This is a genomic window from Brevibacterium sp. 239c (assembly GCF_900169365.1).
Taxonomy (GTDB): domain Bacteria; phylum Actinomycetota; class Actinomycetes; order Actinomycetales; family Brevibacteriaceae; genus Brevibacterium.
The window spans coordinates 197,810-221,838 of sequence record NZ_FXZH01000003.1; the positions used below are offsets into that span (position 1 = coordinate 197,810).

21 protein-coding genes and 1 pseudogene are annotated in these 24,029 nt (G+C 62.7%); 10 read left to right on the forward strand and 12 right to left on the reverse strand.

The window, feature by feature from the left end; translation table 11 throughout:
- The first annotated feature begins 21 nt into the window (after positions 1 to 21).
- Together BSP239C_RS04310 and BSP239C_RS04315 are read left to right on the forward strand one after the other, a co-directional pair.
- Positions 22 to 507 (forward strand): Lrp/AsnC family transcriptional regulator, encoded by a 486-nt coding sequence (locus BSP239C_RS04310; protein ID WP_101570388.1) that lies wholly within the window; start codon positions 22 to 24, stop codon positions 505 to 507.
- Positions 504 to 1,895, forward strand: coding sequence for an aspartate aminotransferase family protein (locus BSP239C_RS04315; protein WP_101570389.1), 1,392 nt, complete (start codon positions 504 to 506; stop codon positions 1,893 to 1,895). The genes BSP239C_RS04310 and BSP239C_RS04315 overlap by 4 nt, the downstream gene beginning before the upstream one ends.
- Before the next feature lie 243 nt (positions 1,896 to 2,138).
- Here BSP239C_RS04315 and BSP239C_RS04320 read toward each other — a convergent pair whose 3' ends face one another.
- Together BSP239C_RS04320 and BSP239C_RS04325 are read right to left on the reverse strand one after the other, a co-directional pair.
- A complete protein-coding gene (locus BSP239C_RS04320) occupies positions 2,139 to 3,401 on the reverse strand; it encodes a YibE/F family protein (RefSeq protein ID WP_101570390.1) in 1,263 nt (420 codons plus the stop codon).
- A 185-nt stretch (positions 3,402 to 3,586) separates the two neighbouring features.
- The gene (locus tag BSP239C_RS04325; RefSeq protein ID WP_101570391.1) at positions 3,587 to 4,969 is read right to left on the reverse strand and encodes a glycine--tRNA ligase; all 1,383 of its coding nucleotides are present in this window, start codon (positions 4,967 to 4,969) and stop codon (positions 3,587 to 3,589) included.
- A 337-nt stretch (positions 4,970 to 5,306) separates the two neighbouring features.
- On the opposite strand from BSP239C_RS04325, the gene BSP239C_RS04330 reads away from it, so the two are divergent.
- On the forward strand, positions 5,307 to 7,127 hold the full coding sequence (locus BSP239C_RS04330; protein ID WP_101570392.1) for a DEAD/DEAH box helicase: 1,821 nt from the start codon (positions 5,307 to 5,309) through the stop codon (positions 7,125 to 7,127).
- A gap of 184 nt (positions 7,128 to 7,311) precedes the next feature.
- Here BSP239C_RS04330 and BSP239C_RS04335 read toward each other — a convergent pair whose 3' ends face one another.
- The 4 genes from BSP239C_RS04335 to BSP239C_RS04350 form a co-directional block, all read right to left on the reverse strand.
- Positions 7,312 to 8,088 carry an isoprenyl transferase gene (locus tag BSP239C_RS04335; protein ID WP_101570393.1) on the reverse strand — a complete coding sequence of 259 codons (777 nt, stop codon included), beginning with the start codon at positions 8,086 to 8,088 and terminating at the stop codon, positions 7,312 to 7,314.
- Positions 8,085 to 8,813, reverse strand: a complete 729-nt coding sequence (recO, locus tag BSP239C_RS04340; RefSeq protein WP_101570394.1) for a DNA repair protein RecO — start codon at positions 8,811 to 8,813, stop codon at positions 8,085 to 8,087. Before recO ends, BSP239C_RS04335 begins: the two co-directional genes overlap by 4 nt.
- Before the next feature lie 111 nt (positions 8,814 to 8,924).
- Positions 8,925 to 10,691 (reverse strand): 2-isopropylmalate synthase, encoded by a 1,767-nt coding sequence (leuA, locus tag BSP239C_RS04345; protein ID WP_101570395.1) that lies wholly within the window; start codon positions 10,689 to 10,691, stop codon positions 8,925 to 8,927.
- 181 nt (positions 10,692 to 10,872) lie between these two features.
- Positions 10,873 to 12,135: a DUF6636 domain-containing protein gene (locus BSP239C_RS04350; RefSeq protein ID WP_101570396.1), complete on the reverse strand. Its 1,263-nt coding sequence runs from the start codon at positions 12,133 to 12,135 to the stop codon at positions 10,873 to 10,875.
- 60 nt (positions 12,136 to 12,195) lie between these two features.
- On the opposite strand from BSP239C_RS04350, the gene BSP239C_RS04355 reads away from it, so the two are divergent.
- The gene (locus BSP239C_RS04355; RefSeq protein ID WP_101570397.1) at positions 12,196 to 13,011 is read left to right on the forward strand and encodes a L,D-transpeptidase family protein; all 816 of its coding nucleotides are present in this window, start codon (positions 12,196 to 12,198) and stop codon (positions 13,009 to 13,011) included.
- 10 nt (positions 13,012 to 13,021) lie between these two features.
- A complete protein-coding gene (locus BSP239C_RS04360; protein ID WP_101570398.1) occupies positions 13,022 to 13,570 on the forward strand; it encodes a hypothetical protein in 549 nt (182 codons plus the stop codon).
- A gap of 34 nt (positions 13,571 to 13,604) precedes the next feature.
- Here BSP239C_RS04360 and BSP239C_RS04365 read toward each other — a convergent pair whose 3' ends face one another.
- Positions 13,605 to 14,252, reverse strand: coding sequence for a hypothetical protein (locus BSP239C_RS04365; protein ID WP_101570399.1), 648 nt, complete (start codon positions 14,250 to 14,252; stop codon positions 13,605 to 13,607).
- A gap of 65 nt (positions 14,253 to 14,317) precedes the next feature.
- On the opposite strand from BSP239C_RS04365, the pseudogene BSP239C_RS04370 reads away from it, so the two are divergent.
- Both BSP239C_RS04370 and BSP239C_RS04375 read left to right on the forward strand, forming a co-directional pair.
- A pseudogene (locus tag BSP239C_RS04370) lies at positions 14,318 to 15,031 on the forward strand (DUF817 family protein).
- A 26-nt stretch (positions 15,032 to 15,057) separates the two neighbouring features.
- Entirely contained in the window at positions 15,058 to 17,748 is a 2,691-nt protein-coding gene (locus tag BSP239C_RS04375; RefSeq protein ID WP_101570400.1) for a penicillin acylase family protein, read from the forward strand.
- Between the two features lie 14 nt (positions 17,749 to 17,762).
- Here the strand turns inward: BSP239C_RS04375 and BSP239C_RS04380 are convergent, their stop codons facing one another.
- On the reverse strand, positions 17,763 to 18,962 hold the full coding sequence (locus BSP239C_RS04380; protein ID WP_101570401.1) for an alpha/beta hydrolase: 1,200 nt from the start codon (positions 18,960 to 18,962) through the stop codon (positions 17,763 to 17,765).
- A gap of 137 nt (positions 18,963 to 19,099) precedes the next feature.
- Here BSP239C_RS04380 and msrB point away from each other — a divergent pair, with 137 nt between their 5' ends.
- The gene (gene msrB, locus BSP239C_RS04385) at positions 19,100 to 19,525 is read left to right on the forward strand and encodes a peptide-methionine (R)-S-oxide reductase MsrB (RefSeq protein ID WP_101570402.1); all 426 of its coding nucleotides are present in this window, start codon (positions 19,100 to 19,102) and stop codon (positions 19,523 to 19,525) included.
- Positions 19,522 to 20,040: a GNAT family N-acetyltransferase gene (locus tag BSP239C_RS04390; protein WP_101570403.1), complete on the forward strand. Its 519-nt coding sequence runs from the start codon at positions 19,522 to 19,524 to the stop codon at positions 20,038 to 20,040. Before msrB ends, BSP239C_RS04390 begins: the two co-directional genes overlap by 4 nt.
- Here BSP239C_RS04390 and BSP239C_RS04395 read toward each other — a convergent pair.
- Entirely contained in the window at positions 20,020 to 20,517 is a 498-nt protein-coding gene (locus tag BSP239C_RS04395) for a MarR family winged helix-turn-helix transcriptional regulator (RefSeq protein ID WP_101570404.1), read from the reverse strand. The two genes, BSP239C_RS04390 and BSP239C_RS04395, sit on opposite strands and share 21 nt — an antisense overlap.
- 150 nt (positions 20,518 to 20,667) lie before the next feature.
- On the opposite strand from BSP239C_RS04395, the gene BSP239C_RS04400 reads away from it, so the two are divergent.
- Positions 20,668 to 20,880 carry a hypothetical protein gene (locus BSP239C_RS04400; protein ID WP_226830486.1) on the forward strand — a complete coding sequence of 71 codons (213 nt, stop codon included), beginning with the start codon at positions 20,668 to 20,670 and terminating at the stop codon, positions 20,878 to 20,880.
- A gap of 15 nt (positions 20,881 to 20,895) precedes the next feature.
- On the opposite strand, the gene BSP239C_RS04405 is transcribed toward BSP239C_RS04400, so the two are convergent.
- The 3 genes from BSP239C_RS04405 to hemG all read right to left on the reverse strand — a co-directional run bounded on the left by BSP239C_RS04405 (position 20,896) and on the right by hemG (position 24,028).
- A complete protein-coding gene (locus tag BSP239C_RS04405; protein WP_101570406.1) occupies positions 20,896 to 21,666 on the reverse strand; it encodes a class I SAM-dependent methyltransferase in 771 nt (256 codons plus the stop codon).
- Positions 21,667 to 21,825: 159 nt separating this feature from the next.
- Positions 21,826 to 22,536 (reverse strand): hydrogen peroxide-dependent heme synthase, encoded by a 711-nt coding sequence (gene hemQ, locus BSP239C_RS04410; RefSeq protein ID WP_101570407.1) that lies wholly within the window; start codon positions 22,534 to 22,536, stop codon positions 21,826 to 21,828.
- A gap of 88 nt (positions 22,537 to 22,624) precedes the next feature.
- The gene (gene hemG / locus BSP239C_RS04415; RefSeq protein ID WP_101570408.1) at positions 22,625 to 24,028 is read right to left on the reverse strand and encodes a protoporphyrinogen oxidase; all 1,404 of its coding nucleotides are present in this window, start codon (positions 24,026 to 24,028) and stop codon (positions 22,625 to 22,627) included.
- Position 24,029 lies beyond the last annotated feature (1 nt).

Here is a 24,029-nt window from a genome sequence, read left to right on the forward strand (position 1 = left end):
TCCAAATCACGGAGGTGAAGAATGACCCACTTGATGCCGAGCGGAAGCAATCACCGCCTGGGCAATCTCGACGAGAAATCGAAAGCGATCATCGTCGAGCTGCAGCACGACGGACGCAAGTCCTATTCCGCCATCGGAAAGTCCGTCGGACTGTCCGAAGCAGCCGTGCGTCAGAGGGTCTCCAGACTCATCGATTCCGGCGTGATGGAAATCGTCGCCGTAACCGATCCGCTGAGTCTGGGCTTCGCCCGACAGGCCATGGTGGGGGTCAAGGTACGGGGCGATATCTCGAAGGTCTCCGACCGGCTTCACGGATACGACGAGATCGACTATCTCGTCGTGACCGCAGGGTCGTTCGACATCCTGGTCGAGATCGTCTGCGAATCGGATCGCCACCTGATCGAATTCGTCAACCAAGAACTCCGCTCGATCGACGCAGTCGTAGACACGGAGCTCTTCATGTACCTCTCACTCGAAAAGCAAAAATACAATTGGGGGACGCGATGACAGAGAATGTCACCAGAACCGGCACCGGCTATCAGGATGCCATCCGCAACAACATGTGGATGCACATGTCGCCACACCAGGCACTGTTCAACGGCGGTGAAGCACCGATCATCACCCGTGGCGAAGGCCACCACATCTTCGATGACAAGGGCAACAAGTACATCGACGGTCTGGCCGGCCTGTTCACGGTCCAGGTGGGCCACGGTCGCGAAGAGATCGCGAAGGCGATGTATGATCAGGCGCTGAAGCTGCCATTCATGCCGCTGTGGTCCTTCGCCCATCCGCAGGCCATCGAGGTCTCTGAGCGCCTGGCCAGCTACGCTCCCGGCGACCTCAACCGAGTCTTCCTCACCTCCGGCGGCGGCGATTCCGTCGAGTCCGCAATGAAGCTGGCGAAGAACTACTTCAAGATCACGGGCAAGCCGGGCAAGCACAAGATCATCTCGCGTGCCACCGCCTACCACGGCACCCCACACGGCGCCCTGTCCGTGACCTCGCTGCCCGATCTGCGCGAACAGTTCGCGCCCCTGGTGCCCGGTGCGATCAAGGTGCCCAATACGAACTTCTACCGTTCGCCGCAGCCCTACGCCCACGATGAGAAGGCCTTCGGCCGCTGGGCAGCGGACCGCATCGCCGAGGCCATCGAGTTCGAGGGCGCCGATTCAGTCGCGGCCGTCTTCCTCGAACCGGTGCAGAACTCCGGCGGCTGCTTCCCGCCGCCACCCGGATACTTCGATCGGGTGCGCGAGATCTGCGACGAGTACGACGTCCTCATGGTCTCCGACGAAACCATCTGCGCCTATGGCCGCATCGGCGACATGTTCGCCTGCAACGACTTCGGATATGTCCCCGACATCATCACGAGCGCCAAGGGCATCACCTCCGGCTATGCACCGTTGGGCGCAATGATCGCCTCGGATCGCCTGTTCGAGCCCTTCGGCCCCGGTGGAGACGAGACCTTCTACCACGGCTACACCTTCGGCGGTCACCCCGTCGCCTGTGCCGCGGCGATGGCGAACTTCGACGTGTTCGAAAAGGAGAAGCTCAACGACCACGTCCATGAAAATGCCGCTGCGTTCAAGTTCACCCTCGAGAAGCTCAAGGATCTGCCGATCGTCGGAGACGTTCGCGGTGAGGGCTTCTTCTACGGCATCGAACTCGTCAAGGACCGTGACACCAAGGAGTCCTTCACCGAGGAGGAGTCCGAACGCATCCTCAAGAACTTCGTGTCCGCGAAGATGTACGAAAACGGCCTGTACTGCCGCGCCGATGACCGTGGAGATCCAGTCATCCAGCTCTCGCCTCCGCTGACCGTGGGCCAGAAGGAGTTCGACGAGATGGAGCAGATCATCCGCGGCGTCCTCTCGGAGGCCTGGACGAAGCTCTGATCCCAGCTGAGACTCGTTCGCACCGGGTCGAGGCGACCCTGGAGCTGTCAGCCGAATCGGCCCCGATGCCTCATGGAGGAGTCGGGGCCGATTCGCGTCCGTCAGAATCTCTCGAATCGTTCTCGCTCCTGTGTCGGAAGCGCGACGGGCGCCCTCGAACGGGCGTCGAGACCACCCCAACTGACGTCGTCGAATCAGCGTCGGCACCGCCCGAACTCATGCCCTCGAATCGGTGACGTCGCCCTATGACGGGCCGGAAGAATTCGCAGCTCGGCCAGGCACTCCTGGCCCTTCAGCAGCTTCACCGCCACTCCGGTCACGTTCAGGACGCAGGCCGGATCTGACAACGAGGACACCCAACCCAGTCGTCAGAGGAATCGCGATGACGAGACCGACCGAGCACACGAGGATACTCACGACATCGACCGACATCTCTCCCAGAGTCAGGGTCTCGAAGAACGACTGGTCATGCGCCGAGACGATGATGAGCGTCAACAGCGCAGACCCCACATAGGCGAATGTGATCGTGTACACGGTCGAGGCAATGTGGTCGCGGCCGATTCGCATGGCTCGGGTGAAGAGCTGCCCGGCCTTCAGATCCGGTGCCACGCTGGCCAGCTCCCACACCGCCGAGGCCTGTGTGATGGTGACGTCGTTGAGCACGCCGAGGCCGGTGACGATAATTGCACAGACGATGAGGTCGGCCATCGACACGTCTGCGGTGTCCGCGAGCAGGAACGCATCCTCGGTGTAGGCAACGCCGAGATTCGCCCAAGAGGTCATCCAGGCACCGAGCACGCCGGTGATGATGATGCCGAGTACAGTTCCGAAGAGAGCTGTAGTCGTCCGCGTAGACACTCCGTGTGCCAGATACAAGGCGATGAGCATGATCGCACTCGCGGCGACCATGGCCACCAGGATCGGCGGCTGACTGTCGAGAATGGCCGGCAGCATGAAGACGATCAGCACGACACCAGCGAAGCCGAGGCCGGCCAGCGCCCGCAGACCGCGAAAGCCCGCGACCAAGAGCACGACGAGCCCGTAGATGATCGCCAGTGCGAGAATCGGAACATTCCTGTCGTAGTCGATGAAGACATAGTCTGAGCCGATCTCCGCGCTGTCCGGGGAATCGGTGAAGTCGAGGACCTTGACCGTGTCTCCGACGCCGATTCCGGACTTGATCGCATCGGGAGTCACATAGAGACTCCCCTCTTGCCCGTCGACTTCGGCCGTGAACGTCATACAGTCCACTGCGAGCGTCGAGTCCTCCTCATCGCCCGACGCACAGTCGGAGGCGTCGACGGCAACGATCTTTGCCTCGGCGTCGGCGACGCCCTCGGCGGAGTTTGTCATCGGGCCGCCGCCCGGCAACTCCTGTTCGGGAGCGTCCGGCCACAGCAGCAGCAGTCCCCCGATCGTGAGGAGGACGAGTGGGACGAGACAAACGGTCATGATCAGACGGACTCTCGGCGAGGCCTTGGGTCCCCGATGGGCTGGCATATGCATGTCGAACCTTCATATGGGTGATGCGAACTCACTGCAGGTGTGTGCACTCGCGATGCGCGGCTCCCAATGCGCGAGGTGCATCACGCGCGCCGTTTGCGCTCGAAGGAGCGCTGCCGAACGAGTCAGGTCCGGCCGACCGCCGTTCCGATCGACCGGACCCGCCGTTCAAGGCTCTGCCGACGTGCTCAGGCTCCGCCGAGCGCCTCGGCCAGGTAGTTCTCCACCTGATCGAGGCTCACACGCTCCTGGCTCATATCGTCACGCTTGCGGATCGTCACCGCTTGGTCATCGAGCGAGTCGAAATCGAACGTGATGCACAGCGGGGTGCCGATCTCGTCCTGACGGCGGTAGCGCCGGCCGATCGCACCGGCGTCGTCGAAGTCGATGTTCCAGCGCTTACGCAGACGAGCCGCGAGTTCCTTGGCCTGTGGAGACAGTTTCTCATTGCGGCTCAGCGGCAGCACGGCCGCCTTGATCGGCGCCAGACGCGGGTCGAGCTTGAGCACGATGCGCTTGTCCGTTCCGCCCTTGGTGTTCGGTGCCTCATCCTCGGTGTAGGCATCGACGAGGAAGGCCATCATCGAACGGGTCAGACCGAAGGAAGGTTCGATCACGTAGGGGGTGAAACGTTCACCGCTGGCCTGGTCGAAGTACTGCAGCTTTGCGCCCGATGCCTCTGTGTGGGTTCCGAGGTCATAGTCGGTGCGGTTGGCCACGCCCATCAGCTCGCCCCATTCCGAGCCTTGGAACCCGAACCGGTACTCAATGTCGATGGTGCCGGACGAGTAGTGCGCCCGGTCGTCTTCGGGGACGTCGAGGCGACGCACGTTGTCTCCGGAGATGCCGAGTTCGATGAACCAGTTCCAGCAGGCCTCGACCCATTCGCGGTAGTAGTCGTCGGCCTCTTCGGGACAAACGAAGTACTCGAGCTCCATCTGCTCGAACTCACGGGTGCGGAAGATGAAGTTGCCGGGTGTGATCTCGTTGCGGAAGGCCTTGCCGATCTGGCCGATGCCGAACGGCGGCTTCTTCCGTGCAGCGGTGACGACGTTGTTGAAGTTGACGAAGATTCCCTGTGCGGTCTCGGGACGCAGATAGTTCAGACCCGCTTCCGATTCAACGGGGCCCAAGTAGGTCTTGACCAGACCGGAGAACTCCTGCGACTCGGTCCACTGTCCGCGAGTTCCGCAGTCGGGGCAGACGACGTCGGCCATGCCGTTCTCGGGCGCCTTGGAGTGCTTGGCCTCGTAGGCTTCGACGAGGTGGTCCTCGCGGTGGCGCTTGTGGCAGTTGAGGCATTCGACGAGTGGATCGACGAAGGTCTCCACGTGCCCGGAGGCCTCCCATACCCGCTTGGGCAGGATGATGGAGGAGTCGAGTCCGACGACGTCTTCGCGACCGCGGACGAAGGTCTGCCACCACTGAGCTTTGATGTTGTCCTTGAGCTCAACACCCAATGGCCCGTAGTCCCAGGCCGACCGGGACCCGCCATAGATCTCTCCGGCTTGGAAGACGAATCCTCTGCGTTTGGCCAGGGCGATGACGGCATCCAACTTGGACTGTGCCACGTTATTTCTCCTTGAGGTAGTTCGCCGACGGCCGGCTGCCGTGGCTCGCAGGTACAGCCTATCTGTTCACCACCGGTCAGTAGGTCTCCCCTCTTGGGCGACGGAACTCACACTTATTCCGGGGCCTGGGACAACCTCGGCGGGCGTGGGGCATGTACGATTGAGGTACACCCAAACCTTTCTCCGTAACGACGATTTTCAAGTCTGTCCAAGCAAGCCTTGGAACTCTTACGGTTTCGGCCCGGATTGCTCACGATGAATGCACAAGCGGCCGCAGGGTAGATCGCCACCAAAGTCATCTGCGATCAAGCGTGTGCCGACGTGAGAGAGAAAACTCATGACAGATGTGTCAACATCCGACAATCCGACAACACCGAAGTTCGCCGAGCTGGGTCTCCACCCGCTCGTCCTCCAGGCGGTCGAGGCTCAGGGTTATGAGACCCCGACTCCGATCCAGGCTGAGACGATTCCAGCACTGGTTGAGGGCCGCGATGTCATCGGCCTGGCCCAGACCGGTACCGGCAAGACCGCCGCTTTCGCTCTGCCCGCACTGTCCGACCTCGCCGAGGCTGGCCGTGCCAACGATGGCCCCTTCGCTCTCGTTCTGACCCCCACCCGTGAGCTTGCGATCCAGGTCGCCGAGGCGTTCACCTCGTATGCCACGAATCTCAATGACTTCTCTGTCCTCCCGATCTACGGCGGCCAGGCCTACGGCCCTCAGCTGTCGGGCCTCAAACGCGGTGCGCAGGTCGTCGTGGGAACCCCCGGTCGAGTCATCGACCACCTCAAAAAGGGCTCCCTCAAGCTCGCAAGCCTGCGTCACCTCATCCTCGATGAGGCCGACGAGATGCTCAAGATGGGCTTCGCCGAAGACATCGAAGAGATCTTCAGTCAATCCGGTGACTCGCGTCAGGTGGCTCTGTTCTCCGCCACGATGCCGACATCGATCCACCGCCTCACCGGCAAGTACCTCAACAACCCCAAAGAGGTGCGGGTCGCTTCGAAATCGCAGACCGGATCGAATATCCGTCAGCGCTACCACATGGTCCAGCACTCCCATAAGCTCGACGCCCTGACCCGGATCCTCGAGGTCGAGGAGTACGAGGGCATCATCATGTTCGTCCGCACCAAGCAGGCCACGGAGGAGCTCGCTGAGAAACTGCGTGCACGTGGCTTCAAGGCCTCGGCGATCAACGGTGACATTCCGCAGCAGGCTCGTGAGCGCACGATCGATATGCTGCGCAGCGGCAAGGTCGACATCCTCGTCGCCACCGATGTCGCAGCCCGCGGCCTCGACGTCGAACGCATCACCCTCGTCGTCAACTTCGACATCCCCCATGACACCGAGTCCTACGTCCACCGCATCGGCCGCACCGGCCGTGCAGGACGTTCCGGCGAGGCCATCCTCTTCGTCACCCCGCGTGAACAGCGTCTGCTCGGCTCCATCGAGCGCGCAACGAAGCAGAAGGTCGAACCGCTGTCGATGCCCAGCGTGGAACAGCTGACGAATACTCGTGTGGAGAAGTTCACGAAGCGCATCGACGATGTGCTGGCCACGACCGAACTGACCGAGCTCGCGACCGTCATCGAACAGTACGAGCTCTCCCGCAATGTTCCGGCGACGGACATCGCAGCCGCTCTGGCCTCCATGGTCCTCGAGTCGAACTCTCTCACGGCAGACCCCATGCCTGAGCCGAGCCGCGGCAAGCCAGGACGTGACCGTGACGGCGGCGGACGCGACGGAAAGCCCGGTCGTGAACGCTCGTCTCGTCCGCGTGATGAGAACATGACTACCTACCGTCTGGCCCTTGGCCGCAACGAACGCCTGCAGCCAGGCGCGGTTGTCGGTGCCATCGCCAACGAGGGCGGCCTGACCTCGAAGGAGATCGGCCACATCGATATCCGGTCGAACCACACCCTGGTCGACCTGCCCAAGGATCTCGATTCCTCGGTCATGCGCAAGCTCTCGAACACCGAGATCCAGGGTCGTCCGATCGACATTCGTCCGGATTCGGGACGTCCGTCTCGCCCGTTCAAGAAGCGCAACTTCGACAAACAGCCCGGCGACAGCCGCAACTTCCGCGGCGACCGTCGTGGAGGCCAGAAGAAGTTCAGCAACGACCGCTTCGGCGGCGAACGCTCAGGCGATCGTTACTGAGGTTCTGGGCAGTGCGCAGGTACTGCCCGCTGCTGAAGTTCCGGCGCAGCTGAAGAGCTGAGCAGGGTTCGGCACGAAGCTCATAGAGAAGAGGTCCCGCAACGTTTTCGCTGCGGGACCTCTTCTTGTTGTTTGCAGGTTTCGAGGGCTGCGGGTGTCATGGCTTGCGTTTGGCGCCGAAAGCTCAGGAGCTCGATCGGTCCACGGCACCGCCGAAGCGACGGTCACGACGGGCATACTCTTCGATCGCGGACCAGAGGGTGCGGCGATCGACGTCGGGCCAGAGGACGTCCTGGAAGACCATCTCGGCATAGGCGGACTGCCACAGCAGGAAGTTCGAGGTCCGCTGCTCCCCCGACGACCTGAGGAACAAGTCGACGTCCGGCACCTGCGGGGCGTAGAGACGGGAGCGAACGGTCTTCTCGCTGACCTTTCCAGGTTTGAGCTTCCCGGCGGCCACCTCGGCGGTGATCTGGTTGACCGCGTCGACGATCTCCGATCTGCCTCCGTAGTTGACGCAGAACTGGAGGACCAGGCCGGTGTTGTCCTTGGTCATCTCCGCCGCGGATTCGAGTTCGTCGATGACCGAGCGCCACAGGCGACCACGACGCCCGGCCCACACGATGCGCACACCGAGCTCATTGAGTTCATCGCGGCGACGGCGGATGACATCACGGTTGAAGCCCATGAGGAAGCGAACCTCATCCGGGGACCGTTTCCAGTTCTCGGTGGAGAATGCGTAGGCGGAGAGATAGTCGACACCCATCTCGATGGCACCGTGGATGACTTCGAGAAGTGAGGCCTCTCCGGCCTTATGGCCTTCGGTGCGCGGCAGTCCACGATCATTGGCCCACCGGCCGTTGCCGTCCATGACCACGGCGACGTGCTTCGGGACGAACTTCGCCTCGATGCCGGGGGGTCGGGCTCCGCTGGGGTGCGGGGGCGGCGCGGGGTAGCTCATCTGGCCTCCAGAACTCTCAGTGATCGGATATTGCGCTCCAAATGCCATGACACCCAGTCGGAGACGAGTTTGGAACCGTCGATCTGGTCGTGAAGGTCCGAGGACTCCGCTCGCTGCCAGTCTCCGGAGAGCAGAGCGGCCATGTGCTCGAGCGCATCGGTGTCTGGCAGAGCCGCGCCGCTGGGGCGGCACGTGGTGCACACGGCTCCGCCCAGGGAGGCTGAGAACGCGCGGTGGGGACCAGGGCTGCCACACTGTGCGCAGTCGAGCAGACTCGGTGCCCAGCCGGCCACGGACATGGCCCGGAGAAGATACGCGTCGAGGGCCAACCTCGGCGGGTGCTCGCCGTTGCACAGGGAGCGGATGGCGGAGACGAGAAGCAGGAAGTGGGTGCGCGACTGGGGTTCTACCTCGGTGATTCGGGCGGCAGTCTCAGCCATCACACTGGCTGCGGAGTAGGCGTCATAATCTGCGCCGATGCCGCGGGCGAAGGGCTCGATGAGTTCGACCTGGGTGACGATGTCGAGGCTGCGGCCGACGTGACACTGCAGGTCTACGAGCATGAAGGGTTCGAGTCGGGAACCGAAACGTGACTTGGTGCGGCGGATGCCCTTCGCAACTGCTCGGATCAGCCCGTGGCTGCGGGTGAGAACAGTGACGATGCGGTCGGCTTCGCCGAGTTTGTGCCCCTGGAGCACGATGCCTTCATCACGATAGTTGTGCACCCGCCCATTATCGCAGAGTGCGGCGGGGAATCATCCCCGCCGCACTCATGCATCAGTTGTGAGATTGCTCCCCGGGCAGGCTGCCTGCCCGGGATGCTCAGCCCCGAAGGATCAGCGCTCTCCGTCGCGATCGCGGGCGGCCCGGTTGACCGCCGAGACGACGGCCTTGAGTGAAGCCTTCGTGATGTTGGGGTGCAGTCCGGCACCCCAGACCACACGGTCTTCGACAGCGAGCTCGACGTAGGCTGCGGCCATCGTGTCAGCGCCCGAGCCGATGGCGTGCTCGGTGTAGTCCTGGAGACGGACATCGACGTCGAAATTTTCGATCAGGATCTTCACCAGCGCATCGATGGGTCCTTTGCCGTGACCTTCATAGGTGCGCTCCTGACCGTCGACGATGAGGTCGACTTCGACGCGTTCCGAGGTGCCCGAGTCGTCAACCGTGCCGGAGTCGGTGCGCAGACCCACGATCTGGAAGCGGCCCCAAGCCTTGTCCTGATCATCGCTGGGAAGGTACTCGTAGTTGAAGATGCGACGGATCTCCTCGGCGGAGACCTCTCCCCCACCTTCAGTGTGCACCTGGACGGCGCGGGAGAACTCGACCTGCATGCGGCGAGGCAGATCCAGGCCGTACTCGCTCTTGAGCAGGTAGGTGACTCCGCCCTTGCCGGACTGCGAGTTCACGCGGATGATCGCCTCGTAGGAGCGACCCAGATCTTTCGGGTCGACCGGCAGGTAGGGCATGTCCCATTCCATCAGGTCCACGGGAACACCCTGCTCACTGGCTCTCTTCTCACGGTCGGCGAACGCCTTGTTGATGGCATCCTGGTGCGAACCGGAGAACGAGGTGAAGACGAGGTCACCGCCGTAGGGGTGACGTTCGTGGACGCCGATCTGGTTGCATTCGGTGACGGTGTGGATGACTTCGTCGATGTCGGAGAAGTCCAGTTCGGGGTCGACGCCCTGCGTGTAGAGGTTCAGCGCCACGGTGACCAGGTCGAGGTTTCCGGTCCGTTCGCCGTTGCCGAAGAGGCAGCCTTCGATCCTGTCGGCACCGGCCATGATGCCCATCTCCGCGGCTGCGACACCGGTTCCGCGGTCGTTGTGGGGGTGCAGAGACACGGCCACCTCGTCGCGGTATGGCATGTTCCGGCAGAACCATTCGATCTGGTCGGCGTAGGTGTTGGGGGTGCCGCGTTCAACCGTGGCGGGCAGGTTGACGACCGTCTCACGGCCGGAAGCCGGCTGCCACATATCGAGGACGCTGCCGACGATGTCGAGAGCGAACTCGGGTTCGGTGTCGACGAAGATCTCCGGCGAGTACTGGTAGCCGAAGTCGACGTCGCCGAGGAGTGACTCGGCGTGCTTCATGACCGCCTGGGTGCCGCGGGTGGCGATGTCGCGAGTCTGGTCGAAGCCCTCACCGTCGAAGCCGAACACGACCTTGCGGAAGACCGGTGCCGTCGCATTGTAGAGGTGAACTGTCGGCTTCTGCGCGCCGACGAGGGATTCCACTGTGCGCTCGATGAGGTCCTCACGGGCCTGGGTGAGCACCGAGATGCGAACGTCGTCGGGGATGGCATCCTGTTCGATGATCTCGCGGACGAAGTCGAAGTCGACCTGGCTGGCTGCGGGGAACCCGACCTCGATCTCCTTGAAGCCGAGTTTGACGAGGAGATCGAACATCTTGCGTTTGCGATCCGGCGTCATCGGATCGATGAGAGCCTGGTTGCCATCACGCAGATCTGTGCTCAGCCAGCGCGGAGCCTTCCGGATCAGCTGGTCGGGCCAGGTGCGGTCGCGCATATCGAGGGCGATCCGGTCCTGGAAAGACTTGTATTTGCTGAATGGCATGGGGGTCGGCTTCTGCAGTTTCATGGTTCCTCAATCATTGTTCGTGTGCTTCTTCAGCATAGGAGAAACTCCGCGACGAGGGTGCTGTTATGTTCAGGACTCGTCGCGGCAAGGAAGGAGGAGCAACCTGTAAGCCACACACACAACTTAGCCCTGGTTACTCCGCCGGTTCCAAACCTGTCCAAATCCTAAGATCGCTATCCGTCTAGTCGAGGAAGTCGACCGCTGCACGCCGCATGTTGAAGCCGACTCCGGTCTCGTCGGACTTGCACGTCATGCCCTCACGGGTGGAGGTGCAGGTCATCCCCTCGGCCGTGATCGATTCGCCGTAGCCGAGCACTCGAGCGGGACCGGAGCTCTCCGGCGCCTCACGGCAGGAGAAGCCGGCACCTTCATTGTTGGCCACGACGACAGCTCCCCAGTTCTCCATTTGACAGTCGTCGGGCTTCTCGGGGCTGGTGTAGTCGAAGGATGAGATGACGCATCGGGTGCGGTCTGAATCGATCGTGCAGGAGATGTTGCCGGACGGAGACTTGAACGATTCGGCAGCGACCGGCGGCGCCGAGGTCGATGGTTCATCGGTTGCAGAGCCTGCACCCTCGGAGGGCCCCTCGGAGGACGTGCCGGACGCAGAATCGTCCTGGCCCTGCGTCGCATCCCAGGCGATGTATCCGACGATGCCGAGAGCAAGCACCAGGGCGACCGCGGCCAATGCCCAGAGCCAGCCTGGGACCTTCTTCGTCTCGTTGTCATGTCGGTAGGGTCCGCCGGGACCGGCCGGTCCACCCGGTCCGTATCCGCCCGGTCCTCCGGGGCCGTATCCGCCGCTTCCGGGGCCGTATCCGCCGCCGCTGGAACCGTAACCACCGTTGGAGCCAGCGGGTCCTGCAGCACTGCCGCCGGGGCCATAGGCACCACCGGCGGGTCCGTGGCCACCGTGTCCTGCGTAGGCGACTGCTGTCCGTGGGGCGTAGGCTGATGCGCCGTTGGGCACGTGCGACTCGTTTCCGGGGTGTTCGGTGGGATGGGGTTCAGGAGGGGGCTGCGGGGCAGGTGGTCCGGGCGCACCGAATTCGCCGCCCCAGGGTTCGGGGTTCGGAGATTGCTCTGCCGACACGCCCTGCGGATTCCACTGCTTCGGTGCCGAGGCAGCTTCTGCCTCGGCGATGTCTTCGGACCTCACCTTGCGCGGGATCGGACCGCTGAGTCCGGTTTCGTCGTTCTCTGCTGCGGCCAGCTGGCGCAGCTCCTCGAGGCTGAGCACCTCGGTGGCGTCGGCCCCGTCGGAGGACACCATCGACCGGAGTCTGGCCAGCTCCTCGGAGCTGAGTGCTTGGGTCGAACCATCAGCGGCCGGGGATTTGTCCTGTCCGATGAACAACTGCGTCGTGATCGAATCTGGAGACTCCTCGGCCGGCCTCCGACGCCCGGGGCGCGGAGGATGATTCGGCACAGGTGGAATGCTCATTGGGTCATTTTCGCATAGTCACTTCCACTGAGTTCTCAAGGTTCGTGAGAAGATGACCTCATGTTCAGTGGTGGAGCCCGAACCGGGACCAGCCTGACGGTCGCCGTTTTGGCCCTGACGCTTTCGTCATGTGCAACGCCGACCGACAGCGACGACGATGACGGCGTGACCGCCCCGTCCGGGGAGGTCGCGGCACCTGCACAGCAGAACGACCTCGGCGATTTCGCAGCTCCCGCACAGATGACTCCGCCCGGAGCCGCAACCGCAGAGCCAACAGGACCTGCCCATTCTGTTCCGGTCCCTGGGCTGGGCCCGGAGACAGCAGCTCAGATTCCGGCCGAGACCTCTCAGGTCCTCGTCGCCAGTGGCCGGGACGCGTCCTCGGATTCCGGTCAGCTGAGTTTCTACACCTTCGCTGATGGGGCGTGGAAGAAGCGCAAGACCTTCGACGTCCACAATGGGGAGAACGGGTGGCTGGCCGATCGTCGGGAGGGCGACAAGACAACACCGGTCGGTGTCTTCACCCTCTCCGATGCGGGCGGCTACAAACAGGACCCGGGAACCGAACTTCCCTACACTCAGGACGACCGACTGCCCTCGTCAGCCACCGTGGCCTACGGACCCGAATATGACAGGGTCTTCGACTACATCATCGCGATCGACTACAACCGCGTGCCGGGCACACCGCCCACCGACAAGACTCGTCCGCTGGGGTGGGACAAGGGCGGTGGGATCTGGCTGCACATCGATCATGATTCCGGGACGAGCGGGTGCGTGACGCTGAAGGAGAAGGACCTCACCTGGATCCTCGAGACCATCGACCCCGATGCCCATCCACGTATCGCCATGGGACCTGAGTCCCAGCTGCAGAAGTAGAGGCACCTCGATGCGAAAGCTCATCATCTCCCTGGTGCAGACGATCAACGCCTCGTATGCCCAAGACGGTTGGTCGACGGGTGTGTCCACGAAGGCCGACTTCGCCTATTTCACCTCCCTGCGTAAGCGGGCAGGTGCCATCATCATCGATCGCAGGACCGCGCTCAATCCCGCACTGCCGGTCATCAACGCACCGGGCAAAGCCCTCGAGCACACACCCGTGCATGTGCTCACCGAGTCAGATCCGGAGAAATTGAGCAGGCACCTCGCCGAGGCTGGCCTGGACTATCGAGCACAGGGCTTCACTCCCGAAACTGCCGCACAGGTGCTCAACAGCATCGAGTCCACGAGTGAGACTCTGGTGTGCGAGTCCGGACCCAATCTGGCCTACCGCCTCCTCGATGCCGTTCCGGGTGCCGAACTGCACCTGAGCCTCAGCCCGCTCTACTCCCGAAACTCAGGCAGCCACTTCTCCCAGCTCGAGGCCACCCTCAACCTGCGACTCATCGATGTGCGCACCGTCGATGACCAGGTCTTCATCCGCTACCGCAAAGCTTGAGGCACGCGACCAGGCTCGAGCTTGTTGTGTCGGCCTAGACGCCCAGCTGGGTGCTGATCTCGTGCTCGCCCGTTCGGGACAGGACCGAGCTGACAGCCTCGGCGACTGCCGGCAGGCTGATCGTCTCCACTCCCCCGCTGAGATCGTTGCGGTCATCACCGCCGATGGGCGCCATGACCTTGAGCTCGCGGTAGTACACGGAGTCCGTCTCTGCCGCAGCGACCCGGAGGAGCATCTCCTGGGCCGCGCCGAAAACGCTGATCGCACCGGACCCGACGCAGGCTTCGACGCTGGCCACACCGTTGAGGGCGAGGTGCCGGACACGGTCACTTCGCCCCTCCTCGGCGAGCGCCTCCGATACCGCGCAGGCGGCGAAATGGCCCCGCAGGTATGAGGAGTAGTCCGCGTCGAAGGAGTCGATTCCGCGGTCGATCATCGAGATGTCCACGTACCACCCGCCGACCGTGGCGATGACCGCATCGACCGGGGGTGCGTCCACCTTCTTAAGTGCTTCGATGACTGCCTGCGGTCGATCCACCCAATCGGGGACGACGACCGGCCGGTAGGCGGTTTCGTCCTCCGGCTGCGAACGGACGATGCCGGTGATGTGGTGCTCAGGCGACAGCTGCTTGGCCAGGCCCGTTCCGACATGGCCTGAGGCTCCGAAGATGACGATGTGCATGCCCCGAGTCTATTAGCCCGCGATAGGGTTCTGTCGCGACCGCTTCCCCACAGCCGAAGGATCTTATGGCCGATCAGCATGAACTCACACGGCTCGAACGGTTCCTCGACAGTCTTGCCAATCGTCATCTCACTCGGGTGCCGGCAGGGGTGCGTGAGTTCCTCGTCTTCGGGATCAAGCAGGCCTGGCCTGTCTGTTTGGGGCCCTCATGCTGCTGACGATCATCCTCACCGCCTGGTGGTACCCGGACGGGGCGATCCTGGCCCGCAATGATCTCCTCGTCATCCTGGCAGTCCTGATCCAGACGGCGATGCTGCTTCTGGGTTCATGTACGCCGCGGTCGGCTCCTACATCGTGCGCGTCTATCGTCTCTTCGACCTGCGGTTCAGCCATTACCCGCCGAGGTGGAGCACCGCGGTCATCGCCGCAGCGATCTATCTCAATTTCTTCACCCACCACTATGTGGTCGACGTGCGGGTGTTCCTCGTCCTTGCTGTCGGGGTCGATGTCGCATGCACTTCCGTGTGCACAAGCTGACTCTGCGCATGCCGGTCCTCCTCACATTCGTGCTGGTGGCGTTCTTCATCTGGATCGCTGAAGACATCGGAACAGTCACCGGCGCATGGCTCTATCCGTCCCAGATCGACGGCTGGGAGATGGTTCCGGCGACCAAACTCGTGGCATGGTTCCTCCTGATGATGATCTCCGTCGTCCTCGTCACCTTCATCTACCCGCCCAAACCTCCTGATGAGGCCAGGTCACCTGATAATCTGAGCTGAAACTCAGACTCGGTCGAAGGAGACACATGACAGACGCGGATTCAGAGGATTCCAATGCTCTGGTGGCAGCCGTCCGTCCGCCGTCAGGTGCGCATCGCTTTGTGAGCGCGAAAGTCCTCATCCGCATCCTCGCAGCAGTCCTCGTCTTGGTGCTCATCCTCACCCTGCTCGGCGTCTTCCTCGTCCGTCGCTCCTTTCCCACCACCGACGGTGACATCTCGCTGCCGGGCCTCAACGGCGAGGTCAGCGTCACCCGCGATGACTCAGGAGTCCCGACCGTCGAGGCGAGTAACTCCCACGACCTCTTCATGGCCCAGGGTTTCGTCCATGCCCAGGATCGGTTCTGGGAGATGGACTTCCGCAGGCATGTCACCTCGGGCCGACTCTCGGAACTCTTCGGAGAATCACAGTTCAGCACAGACTCGTTCATCCGCACGCTGGGTTGGAGGAAGGTCGCCGAGAAGGAAGTCGCGGCCCTTGATGACAAGACGCTTGCGTACTATGAGGCCTACGCCGAAGGCGTCAACGCCTACCTCCACGACAAGTCCCCCACCGAGGTGTCCCTCGAGTACGGAGTCATCGGGCTCCAAAACGGTGGGGTTGAGATCGAGGAATGGACTCCCGTCGACAGCGTATCCTGGCTCAAGGCCATGGCCTGGGACCTGCGTTCGAACGTCGAAGACGAAATCGACCGAGCCATCAGCCAGTCCACGCTCGACGATGAGCAGATGGCCGATATCTACCCCGACTATCCCTATGACACCCGCCCGACGATCATCGGCGGCAATGCCGGCGCCAAATCACGCGCCGCCGGCAGCAAGGGCAACGGAGACAGCAAGTCAGACAAAGGCAAAGCCGATGATAGCAAAGCCAGGAAGAGCAAAGCCGCTGAAGACGAGACCGGCGACGAAGCGCATGCCGGCGGAGAGGTGACCAAGACTCCGTCCAACCTCGGCGAACTCAAACAGCACCTGAGGTCACTGCCCGCGCTTCTGGGGGTCAACAGTCATGACATCGGGTCGAACTCGTGGGTGGTCTCCGGTGAGCACACGGCCACCGGTGCCCCGCTGCTGGCCAATGATCCACACCTGGCTCCCGCCATGCCGTCCGTATGGCATCAGATCGGTCTGCGCTGCACCGAGATCACACCCGAATGTCCCTTCGACGTGTCCGGTTTCTCGTTCTCGGGCCTGCCCGGCGTCGTCATCGGACACAACCAGTCCATCGCCTGGGGGCTGACGAACCTGGGGCCCGATGTCGCCGATCTCGTAGTGGAGAAGGTCCGCGACGGCGAGGTGATTCGTGACTCCGGGGATGAAGCCGTGACCACGCGCAAAGAGACCGTGAAGATCGCGAAAGAGGAACCGCGCGAAATCACGATCCGTTCAACACGCAACGGCCCTCTCATCTCCGACCTCAATGGTCCTTACCGCAGTGTGCTCGATGCTTCAACCGGGGCGAACACCGCGGACACGAAGTCGGGTCCAGCCGACGAACACTACCAACTGGCGTTGCAATGGACGGCGTTGGAACCGGGCAACACCGCCTCCGCGATCTTCGGGCTCAATGCGGCGACGAACTGGAAGGAATTCCGACAGGCCGCTTCGCGCTTCGACGTGCCCTCCCAGAACCTCATCTACGCGGACACTGCCGGCAATATCGGCTACCAGGCCCCGGGGAAGATCCCCAAGCGCGGCAAGGGCGACGGTATGCTGCCACGCCACGGTTGGAAGACCGATGAGGACTGGCAGGGATACATCGACTTCAAGGATCTGCCGAGCCTGTACAACCCCGATCGGGGATGGATCGTGACGGCCAACAACCCGGTCACGCCCCCAGGAGAGTCCGTGCAGTTGAGCGACGACTTCGACTATGGAGACCGAGCGCGGCGGATCACGAAGCTGCTCCGGGACACGATGGCGAAGGGTCCCGTCACAACCGCCGACATGTCGCGCATCCAGGGTGATGACCTCAACCCGCTTGCGCTGACCCTGATCCCGCTGCTGGAAGACATCGATGCGGGCAAGGACACCGACATAGCAAAGGCTCAGAAGCTGCTCGCAGACTGGGATGGCCGCGATGATGCCAACAGTGCTGCAGCAGCCTATTTCAATGTGCTCTCGAAGACGATCCTCGATGAAGTCTTCGCTCCGAAGCTGCCCGATGCGGTGCCCCCTGCAGGCGGATCCCGCTGGTACCTCATCATCAAGAACCAGCTGCAGAAACCCGATTCGCAATGGTGGGCCGACGATAAGGTCGACAACCGGGACGAAGCGCTGGCTCGGGCCATGGACTCGGCGTGGGAGACGACCGAGGACCTGCTCGGCTCCGAGCCTGTGACCTGGCGGTGGGGCATTCTGCACAGGCTGACCATCCGCAACGCCAGCCTCGGCGAATCAGGGATCAAACCCATTGAGCGGCTATTCAATCGGGGCCCCTATGAGGTTGCCGGCGGGTCGGGAGAGGTCAACGCCACAGGCTGGGACGCCTCGGTCGGCTTCGAGACGAACTGGGTGCCCTCGATGCGGCAGATTGTGGACCTCAAGGACTTCAACCACTCGCAGTGGATCAACCTCACCGGCGCCTCGGGGCACGCCTTCCACCCACACTATGCCGACCAGACCGAGGACTGGGCCGCCAACAGGACCCGACCCTGGCCGTACACGCCCGATGCACTGGGTAGGCACACCGAAGATTCTCTGGTGCTGCGGCCCTGAACTCAGCCCCGAGTTCAGGGCTTGGGCAGAATCTTCGCCTCGAGGAAGTTCGCCACATCGTCTTCCCAGCGGACGGGGTCGATGTTCCATTCCTTGGTGTGGCGCGCCTGGTCATAGACAGGCATCGTCACGAGGTCGCGGCGAACGGACGCCAGCGCGTGGGACGGCGAGGATGGCACGAATTCGTCATCGTCGGAGTGGATGAGCAGCACCGGGACGTCGAGCTCCGCCGCGCGTGTCACCCAGTCCAGCCTGCCCAAGTCCAATGGCGTCTGCAGGCCGGTGATCGGTCGCGCCCACGGCTGGGTGATCATCTCAAGAGTGAGTTTGGCGATCGGTGTGGGAAGCATGTTGCGCCGGGCCTGGCCGTCAAGGACATTCACCCAGTCGACGACGGGCCCGTCGAGGACGAGGGCCTTCACGTAACGGCGGTTCCGGCCACGGGAGGCGGCCTGCAGCGCGATGGCTCCGCCCATCGACCAGCCGAAGAGGACGACCTCGCGGGCTCCGCGTGAGATCGCGAAGTCGATGGCCGCGTCCACGTCGATCCACTCTGTGTCGCCGAGGCCGTAGCGAGATGTAGTCTCGACCCTGACCTCGGCGTCGTTGCGGTAGGACATGGCTATGGCCGGGACACCCAAGGTATTGAGGATCGGGGCAGCACGCAGCCCCTCGGCCCGGGTACTGGCACGGCCGTGGACGAGGATCGCCCACGTGTCCTGAGGTTCGGGGTGGTCGGTGGGCAGCAGCCAGGCAGGCAGCCGTCCGGCGTCGGATTCGATCTCGATGTCCTCGGCGTTGACTCCTGCCGCCAACGGTTCCGGGTACACGATGCCCGTCCACCGGCCGTGCGAGGCGCGTTTGATGTCTCCACGGGTCACCGAGAGGATCTCTCGGGAAACGGTTCGCGATCGCGGATCGTATTCGACGATATCGCCGATCACGGCATGACCGGCGCCCTGGTTGAAATAAAGCCCGTAGGTGCCGCGCACCGTGGTCTCTTCATCAGCAGGCAGGTGAATGCGCATGTTCGGCGGGAATCCGTCGATGTGGAGAATCTCGAGTTCTTCCGGCGCGTTCTCGGGAACGAGGATTCTGCGTGCAAAATAAGCGGCCAGTCCCGAAGACGCCACCGAGATCACGGTGCCGATCCCAGCACCGACACCCACCGAAGCCAGAAGCAGGCGAGTCGGGAATTTAGTGTCGCGAACCATGAAAACCTCCTGACTTCATTGTCACCCAAGGAATGAGCAGTCTCCAAACGCTGTTGTGCAGGTCAGAGGGCTCTCCAGAGCCCGAGTGCAGTGGGACAATGGACTCCAACAGATATCGACAAACACCGGAGGTCGCGATGAGTCAGTCGCCAAACGTCAACACAGAAGACAATCCCGAGGAGATCCGCTGGCAGGACGTACTCACTCCTGATGAATTCGCGGTGCTGCGCGAAGGCGGCACGGAGCGTCCGTTCACCGGCGAATACGTCGACACGAACAGCGTCGGAATGTACCAGTGCCGTGCCTGTGGAGCAGACTTGTTCCCCTCCGATACCAAGTTCTCCTCGCACTGCGGTTGGCCCTCGTTCTACGCTCCCCTGGCCGAGGACCGGGTCCGCTACCTCCGCGATTCCTCGATGGGCATGGAGCGCGTCGAGGTTCGGTGCGCGAACTGCGATTCGCACATGGGGCACCTCTTCGAGGGCGAAGGCTACGACACCCCCACAGACCAGCGATACTGCCTGAACTCGATCTCCCTGCGGCTCATCGACGGCCAGGAATGAGCGAAGGATCAACGCTTGTCGTCAAGACCTTCGAGGAGCTGAGCGGGACGGAGCTCTACGGGATCATGCAGCTGCGGTCTCAGGTCTTCGTCGTCGAGCAGGACTGTCTCTTCCTCGATCAGGATGGTGTCGACACGCTCCCGCAGACTTTGCACGCCTTCTACCCTGATGAGGTGCGGACAATCCAGGACAGTCATGGCACCGAGGTTGGCCGCAGTCTTGCTCCCAAAGCCTATGCCCGTATCCTGCCGCCCGATCTGCCCGACGGTCCTGCCTTCGAGCCGGGAGCCCGCAGCATCAGCCGCGTCGTCACGAATCCGCAGGCGCGCGGCCAAGGCTGGGGCCGCAGGCTCATCGGCGACATCGTGGCCGAGCATGGGGATCGTCTTCTGACGCTGAACGCCCAGACTCATCTCGAGGGCTTCTACGCGAGCTTCGGGTTCAGCCCGAATGGTCCCCGGTTCCTTGAGGACGGGATCGAGCACACCCCGATGTCACGCCGAGGCGGCGTCTGAGGACACTGCGTCGGCTGGGCTGGCTGTGTCAATTGTGTGTGAAGCGTCGACGGCGTCGATGAGCCGCGTCATCGTAGCGTGCAACTCTCGCAGATCTGCCTCGCCCATATCGAGTTTGGCCATCATCTGCCCCGGTATCGCCTCGGCAGTCCTCCGCAGCTGGATCCCGGTCTCGGTCAGCGAGACCTCCACGACTCTCTCGTCGTAGTTGCTGCGTGCCTTCTCCACATAGTCAAGGGCTTCGAGGCGTTTGATCAGTGGCGACACCGTTGCAGCTTCAAGACGCAGCAGCTCGGCGATCTTCCTCACCGGCAGCGTTTCGTGCTGCCACAGAGCCAGCATGACCAGATACTGCGGGTGGGTGAGGTGGAGGGGCTCGAGCACCGAACGGTAGGCAGAGATCACTCCGCGGGAGGCGACAGTCAGAGCAAAGCAGATCTGGCTCTCCAGAGCCAGCGGATCGTACGAGGTCGACATCGATTCCGTGTCCTTCCGACGAGTCTGATCTGTTCGTCAACCAGGCTGATTGATTAGTTAGTGCACTAATGTTTAGCGTACACTGATTATATTGTGATCGCCTCAGCCGAGCACCAACCTCACCAGCTCGACACCACCGAATGGACTCGCATGTCAGACTCGCACGACTCCCAGCGACGCGTTGCATGGCTCAACCGCTTCTTCCGCAAGATCGTCGGCCCTGCACAAGTCGATAACTCCCGCCCCGGTGGCTACTACGAGAATGAGCATCTGCGTCACGAACGACTCGACGCGATGGGCTTGGAGATGCGCACCGACGCCAATGGCCACTCGTATGTGGTGGAGAAGAAACAGCCAGAGTGATCAGTTCTGCCCTGATCACGGTTCTGCTTTGATGAGGACCAGGGACCCATCGAAGTGCGATGCAGTCCGCAGCGACCCGTGTGCGTCATCCCAACTTCCATCGTTCAGGCTGCGGCGCAGGTTTTCGACCGATCGCAGAGCCGAGTCCTCGGCGACGAAGCTCCACGCGGAGTTCGCTTCCCTGGCTCCCGGATCGAGAAACATCTCCGGCCGACCGAAATAGGCCTCGGAGAAACCGTCTACGCAGCCGAAGGGGATCGGCAGATGAGTGACCTCGACCGTGCCGCCAAGACATTCTGAGATTCGTTCGAGGCTCGGATATCGGCGTGCCTCAGTCTCGAACACTTGGGGCGCGAAGTCACGGAGCCAGAATCGCTCCACCCGAGTCGGATCACAGGTCATGATGACCACCGGGCCGGAAGCGACTCGCCGCATCTCAGATAGACCCGCGTCGAGGCTCTGCCATTGATGGACTGAGAATGTCGACAACGCGGCGTCGAAGGAATCGTCGGCAAACGGCAGTGCCTCTGCACGGGCGTCGACGACCGATGCCTGACCCTTCGCCCGCTGTGCCCGCATCGCAGCCGATGGTTCCACCGCTGTGACGCCACATTGGCTGGGTTCGTAGGATCCGGCTCCGGCACCAACGTTGATCACCTGTCGAACATCGCCGAGAGCGTGCAGGATCGCTTGCGCAAACTCTGGTTCCGGGCGCCTGTACTGACGGTAGCCGGCACCGATCTTGCCGTAGTCCGCGTCGCCGGCGAAGCCATCTGCAGCAGTCATGCTCACAGGCTACCCGCTGCTTGCTCCGTCATTGCCGCCGGACGCTTCGGTGCCCCGGCAAGGCGTTGTGCCCTGCCGGGGCCCCGAAAAGGTGATGCGGATCAGTCACTGCAGAGATCAGTCGCTGCGGATCACTCGCTTCTGGTCAGTCGGTGAAGATCAGCGCCAGTCGCTGATGATATCGACGAGCTCGCGGAGAGGTCCGGTGTAGAACGGGACCTCTTCGCGCACATGCAGACGAGCTTTCGTATTGCGAAGATCGCGCATGAGGTCGACGATGCGGTGCAGCTCTGGAGCTTCGAAGGCCAACAGCCATTCATAGTCGCCCAGGGCGAACGAAGCGATCGTATTGGCCTTGATGTCCTTGTATCCTGCTGCGGCCATGCCGTGATCTCGCAGCATCGTGGAGCGCTCAGCGGGATCGAGAAGGTACCAGTCGTAGGACCGAACGAAGGGGTACACGCAGATGTACTTGCCCGGCTCGTCATCGGTCAGCAGTGCCGGCAGGTGTGCCTTGTTGAATTCGGCTGGACGGTGCAGACCCACGACAGACCAGACCGGCTCGAGGATTCCGCCGAGCATGCTGCGACGCACTGCCGAGTAGGCGGCCTGAACCAGTTCAATCGTCGGCGCATGCCACCAGAACATCACATCGGCATCTGCCCGCAGTGCGGAAACATCGTAGATTCCGCGGACGACGAGGCCCTGCTCCTTCAGCGGAGCGAGTGCTTCGTGAACCTCGTTCGCGAGTTCGGCTCGGTCGGCATCGCCGAGTTCGCCGGCCGAGGCGAAGACCGAGTATGCGATATACCGCGTGTCGTTGTTCGCCTGTTCGATCTGCTCGTCGGTGGGGTTGGAGTATTCGCTCATTCCTGCTCCTTCTTCTCTGTGTGTCGGTGCTTGAGTACGGTGTTTCGTCGGTCGGTTTTCGGTGAAATGCTAGAGCTTTAAGTGAAGTTCACGTCTGGGCGGATGTGATTCTCTGGGCCACCGTTTCGGCACGATCGATGCAAGCGGGGATGCCGACGCCGAAGTAGGCCGAACCTGCCAGTTCGAGACCGGCGATGTCGGCGATGTCCGCATCGATTCTCTCCACCGTCTCGGCGTGGCCCGGCAGGTACTGGGGCAGCGCGAGTTCCCACCGGTGTGCCTCTGCTGCGATGAGCCGATCCCATCCGCGCTCGGCGATGGCCTGCCAATCCTCAAAGGCACGGGCGATGACCTCGTCGTCCTCCCACTCTTGCCAGCCTCCCGGCCCGTCACCGTATCGCCCGATGCTCATCCGGATCAGGGCTGTGCCCTCAGGAATGCGCTCGCCCAGCCACGGCCATTTGTTCGAGACGAACGTCGAGGCCTTGATGAATGACTTCTCCGTCGGTGGGACGAGGAATCCAGATCCTTCGAGCCCCCGATCCCCAACCTCGACGAGGGCCGGGATCAGTGCGGTCGAAGCGTAGGGCACGGATGCCAGCAATGAAGCGGATTGAGGGGCCGCCTCGGCGAGCAGATGCTTCGTCACATGTGCGGGAGTGGCCAGGACGACCGCATCGGATTCCAGGCTGTCGTCCACAGTGGCCACCGTCCATTGTCCGTTCTCGGTCTGCACGGATTTCACGTGTGTGCCGGTGTGGATCGTACCGCCGTGGGCACGGATGCGTTCTTCAAGGGCCGGGACGAGGCGGTTGATCCCTCCGATGAGAGACATGAACACAGGTTGTGGGTTCTCTCCCCGTGCAAGTGCCGCGGATTGTGCGTCACGTGCGGCGAGCAGGCTGGAAACAAGTTCGAGCACCGAGGTTCCCTCGAGTGCAGCCGGCAGCAGGGCGGGCACGGTCGATGCAAGTGACAGGTCACGGCACCGTCCGGCATACACTCCCCCGAGCAGCGGGTCGATGAGCGTATCAACGAGGTCGGCGCCGAGGCGGTCTGCCAGGAACTCTCCCAAGGAGACGTCCTGCCCGGCGATCGGAGCGGTGATGACCTCATGGGCGACCCGGTCCGTGGCGGAGGCGCCGAGGAGGTCCCTGACCTCGGCAGCATTGCCGGGCACTCCCATGACTGTGCGTTTGGGAATCGCGTGGAGTTGCCCCTTCGACAGAACTCGCGAACTGTGCACAGTCGAGGGGAATTCGGTGTCCAGACCGAGTTCAGCGACGAGGTCCTTCGTCTCCGGGCGACGGTAGAGACTGGCTTCGGCACCGGTGTCGAGTCCCACGGGCACAGTTCCACCCAGGTTCGTCGAGTGCAGACACCCACCGAGGCGCGCATCTGCTTCGAGGAGAGTGACCTGATGGTCGGGGGCAAGGCGATAGGCGGTGACAAGACCGGAGATGCCTCCCCCGACGATCGTGATGTGACTCATC